Annotated in this window: 3 protein-coding genes; 1 reads left to right on the top strand and 2 read right to left on the bottom strand. The window is 68.7% G+C overall.

Features of this window, described 5'->3' with window-relative positions:
- Positions 1-365, bottom strand: a 365-nt coding sequence (locus NBX02_RS19240; RefSeq protein WP_445548533.1) for an rRNA adenine N-6-methyltransferase family protein, incomplete at its 3' end; no start/stop codon positions are given.
- Positions 366-1,211: 846 nt separating this feature from the next.
- On the opposite strand from NBX02_RS19240, the gene NBX02_RS19245 reads away from it, so the two are divergent.
- Entirely contained in the window at positions 1,212-4,859 is a 3,648-nt protein-coding gene (locus tag NBX02_RS19245; RefSeq protein ID WP_250292482.1) for an NB-ARC domain-containing protein, read from the top strand.
- A 178-nt stretch (positions 4,860-5,037) separates the two neighbouring features.
- On the opposite strand, the gene nucS is transcribed toward NBX02_RS19245, so the two are convergent.
- A partial coding sequence (gene nucS, locus NBX02_RS19250) for an endonuclease NucS (RefSeq protein ID WP_250292485.1) occupies positions 5,038-5,583 on the bottom strand: 546 nt, incomplete at its 5' end.

Raw genomic sequence — 5,583 nt, forward strand, 5'->3', positions numbered from 1 at the left:
TGCCGGGCGTGTTCGGCGATCGCGGGATCCACCTCCACGGTCGTGACACGCCCACCGCGTGCCCTCCCGGCGAGCAGGGCGGCGTTGTATCCCGTGCCCGCCCCGATCTCCAGCACGTTCATTCCCGCCCGCACGTCGAGCAGGTCGAGCATCCTGCTCATGACCACCGGCGCGCTGGACGAACTGGTCGGGAAGATGCCCAGGCCGTCATCACGTTCTCCGTCGTCGGCTTGGGTGACGATCGAATCGCCGCTGCTGACGAGCGCCAGCCACCCTTCGGGATCCTCAGCCCGGTCGAGCGGGACCAGCCATCCGTCCGCCCGTCCCACCCAGACCACGTCGGGGATGAAATCCTCGCGTTTCACACCTTTCCCGTCCCGTTGCAGGTCGTGCACCGCACCGTCTGCGTCTGCCGCTGCCCACCCGCCGGCCCGTCACCATCGGTCCGCACCGTGACCGTCCCCCGGCCGTTGTATATCGGGCACTGCGGCGCCTCGTCCCTGTGCTTTCCCACCCGCCGGCCTTCCCAGAAAACAACTTCCAGCACTCATCATGAAAATATGGAGCCCACAGTGTGCGACAGGCAGTCACAACCGCCGCACCTGGACGAGAACAAGCCGGCCCACCAGGCGACAGCATGTACCTACAGTCATCGATCATAGCCGCATCGACAGTACGGAACAACCCACCGTCATCAGACGCCCCCGATCGGCCAACACCGACCATCGACGGGCAGACCACCGACCACAGACAACGCGGGCCACCAGCACATCCTTCGGCGCCGCGCGCCTGTTCACCACCGACGCGGACTGTCTCGAGTGATCCTGATCGACGTCCGCTGGCACCCGGCCGGACCCGCTCCCCACACAAACCCGACTCGAAAGGCAAGCCTTTTCCATCGGGCTGGAGCCGAACAACCCACGCGGCACGCCACCCGCGTACGGCAGACAGCGGATATCTGATATAAAACTCGTCAACCGAGTCAAATCGGACGTAATTTCACCAATAACGATGGATTGTGAGCGGGACGGGGGCCGCGGGTGAGGGCAGGGGCGCTACGCCGGGTCGTAATCGTCACGCTGGCGGTCACGGCAGGCGTCGCTGCCGTTCTCGGTGGGCTGGCTGCCGGTCCAGCCTCATCGGGAGACCGCTTTCCAGGCCCACTGGACCTCCTGCGCCGACACCCCTGGTGGTCGGTTCTCGTTCTGGCCGTGCTGGGCGCGGCGGCGACTCTGCTGCTGGAACGGATACAGAATCGTCCGCCGGCGGGAGCGGACGATTCACCGTCGGCACCGCCGAGCGTACCCGAATGGGTGATCAGGCGTACGGAAGTCGCGTCGGTCGTCGCCGCGGTGTGCTCGCGGCAGGGCGGCACGGTAGGAATCACCACGGTGCTGACCGGCGCGGGCGGCTTCGGGAAGACGACACTGGCCAAAGTCGTGTGCGCCGACAAAAAGGTGCGGAAGCACTTCAAAAATCGGGTCTACTTCGTCACCATGGGCCGCGATGAGCGAAGCCGGGCCAGCATCGCCTCAAAGGTCAACCAGGTCATTTATCTGATCACAGGAGACACCACCACCTTTGACGACCCGGAACTGGCAGGGGCCCGACTGGGCGGGCTCCTGGACCAGCGCCCCCGTATTCTGCTTGTTCTGGACGACATCTGGGAACGGGAACAGCTTGACCCGTTCCTACGGGGCGGCAGTCGGTGCGTGCGACTGGTCACCACACGCGTTCCCACCATTCTCCCAACCGGCTCCGGCGCGCCACCGGTTCTGGTCGACAGGATGTCTCACGCAGAGGCTCGTCAGGTACTGACGTGGAGATTACCGCGCCTGCCAGAGGTCCTGACCCGGGATCTGCTGGCGACAACCGGGCGCTGGCCCCTGCTGCTGCACCTGGCCAACGGAATAATCAAGAATCAGGTGGACACGGGCGCCGATGCCACCGCGGTCGCCGAGGAGACGCTACGGCAACTGCGGGCACAGGGACCAGCAGCGGTGGACGATCCGCTGACACCATCAGATCCTGATGACGCCAACAAACTTAATGATCCCAACGAGCGCGGCAAGGCCGTGCGGGCGACCGTGGAGGCCGCGGCCCGGCTGCTGCTCGCGGACGGCAGGGACCGGTTCGTCGAACTAGGGATCTTCGCCGCGAACGAGACCGTCCCGGTGACCCTCGTGGCCCGGCTGTGGGAGGCGACGGGCGCATACACCGAGAGACAGTCACGGGCCCTGTGCCTGAAGCTGGCCAGCCTGTCCCTGCTCACCCTGAAACACGAGGCAGGGGGCAGTGTGACCCTGCACGACGTCATCCGCGACTATCTGCGCGGCGAACTCGGCCCCGCCCGCCTGACCGCTCTCAACGAGGCGCTGGTGGACGCGGTCGAGGCCGGTCTGCCGGCAGCCGACCCGCTCGCGCCCTCGGCACCGCGACCGCCGGCCGCGTGGTGGGAGCTGACCGACGGATACCTGCTGGACCATGCCATCGACCACCTGCTCGCCGCGGGCCGCACCGACCAGGCCGAAGCCCTCGCCAGCGACCTCCGCTGGGTCGAAACCCGGCTGCGCCAACGCGGGCCCACCGCCCCCTGGCGGGACCTCTCCCACATCCCCACCCCGACCGCGGCGGAGCGGGCCCGCGACCTCGCCCGCACCACACACCTCCTCGGACCGACGCAGCCCGCCCACGCACTGTCCGCAATCCTGTACAGCCGCCTCGAACCACTCGCCCACTGGCATGACCAGGTCACCGTTCGACAAGGCCGGTCCAGCCAGCCAGCCCTGCTCAACCGCTGGACGCCGCCGGACATCCCCGATCCCGCCCTTCTGCGCCCTCTCGCCGGCCACACCGACCGGGTGACCGCGCTGGCCATCGCACCGGACGGCACCTGGCTCGCCACCGGCAGCTATGAAGACGAAACGGTACGTATCTGGGACCGGAGTACCGGCCGCATCACAACCACCCTCACCAGTCAGGTGACCGCGCTGGCCATCGCACCGGACAGCAGCTGGCTCGCCACCGGCAGCCGGGATGGGACCGTACACATCTGGAATCCGACCACCGGGATTCTCACCAGCACTCTCGCCAGCCGCACCGATTCAGTGCTCGAGCTGGCCATCGCACCGGACGGCACCTGGCTCGCCACCGTCGGTAATGACAGGACCATATGTATCTGGGACCCGGCCACCGCCACCCTCCTGCACACCATCACCGACCAGACCGACGCGGCGACCGCGCTGGCCATCGCACCGGACAGCAGCTGGCTCGCCACCGGCAGTCGGGATGGGACCATACGCATCTGGGACTCGGCCACCGCCACCCTCCTGCACACCATCACCGGCCACACCGCCTGGATAACCGCCCTGGCCATCGCACCGGACGGCACCTGGCTCGCCACCAGCAGTCACGACGGGACCATACGCATCTGGGACCGGGCCACCGGCCGCGCCACCGCCACCCTCACCGGCCACACCGCCTGGGTAATCACGCTGGCCATCGCGCCGGACGGCACCTGGCTCGCCAGTGGCAGCGATGACACGACAGTCCGGATCTGGGACCCGGAATCCTCCGCCCCGCTGCGCACCCTGACCGGCCATACCCGCGAGGTGACCGCGCTGGCCATCGCACCGGACGGCACCTGGCTCGCCACCACCGGAAGCTACGACGAGGGGACGGTACGGATTTGGGACCCGGCCACCGGCCGCGCCACCGCCATCCTCACCGGCCACAGCACCGCGGCGACCAGGATAGCCATCGCACCGGACGGCACCTGGCTCGCCACCACCGGAAGCTACGACGAGGGGACGGTACGGATCTGGGACCCGACCGCCGCCACCCTCGCCAGCCGCACCAGTCAGGTCCGTGAGGTAACCGGGGTGACGATCGCGCCCGACGGCACCTGGCTTGCCACCACCCACTACAACGGGGGGGTGCGGCTGTGGGACCCGGCCACCGGCAGCCTCACCGCCACCCTCGCCTCCGCGGGTACGCAGGTGGCGACGATCGCCCCGGATGGCACCTGGCTCGTCGTGGGCAGCAGCCTTGGAACAGTAGCACTCCTGGACCGGGCCACCGGCTATCCCACCGCTGTCCTCATGGACGTCGCCCGCTGGGTGACCGCGGTAGCGATCGCCCCGGACAGCACCTGGCTCGCCACCGGCAGCCTCGACGGGGAGGTGCAGCTCTGGGACCGGATCACCGGCCTGTGCACCACCACCCTCGTCGGCCATACCGGGCGGGTGAGCATGCTGGCGATCGCACCGGACAACAGCTTGATCGCTACTAGCGGTGATGACGGGAGGGTGTTGATCTGGAACCTGGCCACCGGCAGCCCCGTCCCCACCCGTGCCAGCCGCGCCCCCCGTACCAGCCGTACCGGCCGCACCCGCTGGACGACCATGCTGGCAATCGCGCCAGACGGGGCCTGGCTCGCCACCGGCAGCCACGACAGGGTCATCCGGATCTGGGATCCAGCCACCAGCCGCGTCATCACCACCCTCACCGGCCTCACCGGCCACATGACCGCAATGACGATCGCCCCGGACAGCACCTGGCTTGCCACCAGCAGTGACGACGGGACGGTGCGGATCTGGAACCGGACCACCGGCCGCGTCATCACCACCGCCACCGGCCATACCGGTCAGGTGACCGCACTGGCGATCTCCCCGGACAGCGCCTGGCTCGCCACCGCCGGCCACGACGGAAACATACTGATCTGGGACGGAGCCTCCGGAGAGGCCGTCACCATGATGCGGGCCGATGGGCGCCTGTACGCCTGCGCCTGGGCTCCCGACGGTCACGGCCTGGCCGTGGGCGGCGAACGAGGAGCCTACTTCTACGGATTTCGTTCCTGAAATCGGGCGGCCAGGTGACCATATTCGGATTCGGCCGGGCCGTCGTCGTCCGTGGCGCGGACGTCCTCGCTCGTGATGACGGTGCCGAGACGTACCACCGGGAGACCGGTCCGTTCACCGCGGGACATTTCCGCCGCTGTGCCCTGCCCGACGTCCGACTCGCGGCCACCAGCCATTGTCAGAACAGGGTGGGGATGGCGGGGGCCAGGCCGCGCAGGGCGTCGTAGTCGACGGTGACGCAGGTCAGGCCGCGGTCCGCGGCGAGCAGGCGGGCCTGTGGGGTGATCGACTGGGCCACCAGGATGCCGCGGACCGGGTGCGGCAGGAAGGGATCGTCCTGGAGGCGGGCGAGGTAGCGGGTGAGCTGTTCGACGCCGTCGATCTCACCCTTGCGTTTCACCTCGACCGCGACGCTGGCGCCGTCGGGGTCCCGGCAGAGCAGGTCGACCGGGCCGATGCCGGTCTCGTACTCGCGGCGCACCAGGGTGAGGCCCTCCTGGATCGCGTCCGGGCGGTCGGCGAGCAGGACCTGCAGGTGCGCCTCGACACCGTCCTTCCGCAGGCCGGGGTCCACACCGAGCTCGTGCGAGGAATCGTGCAGGATCTCCTCGATGGTGATGACGAGCTGTTCGTCCGCGCGGTTGGTCACCCGCCAGACGCCGTCCGCCTCGGCTATCACGCAGGGCGGGCTCATCCAGTTCAGCGGCTTGTAGGCCCGCCCGTC

The sequence above is a fragment of the Protofrankia sp. CiP1_Cm_nod1 genome (assembly GCF_920888515.1).
GTDB lineage: Bacteria > Actinomycetota > Actinomycetes > Frankiales > Frankiaceae > Protofrankia.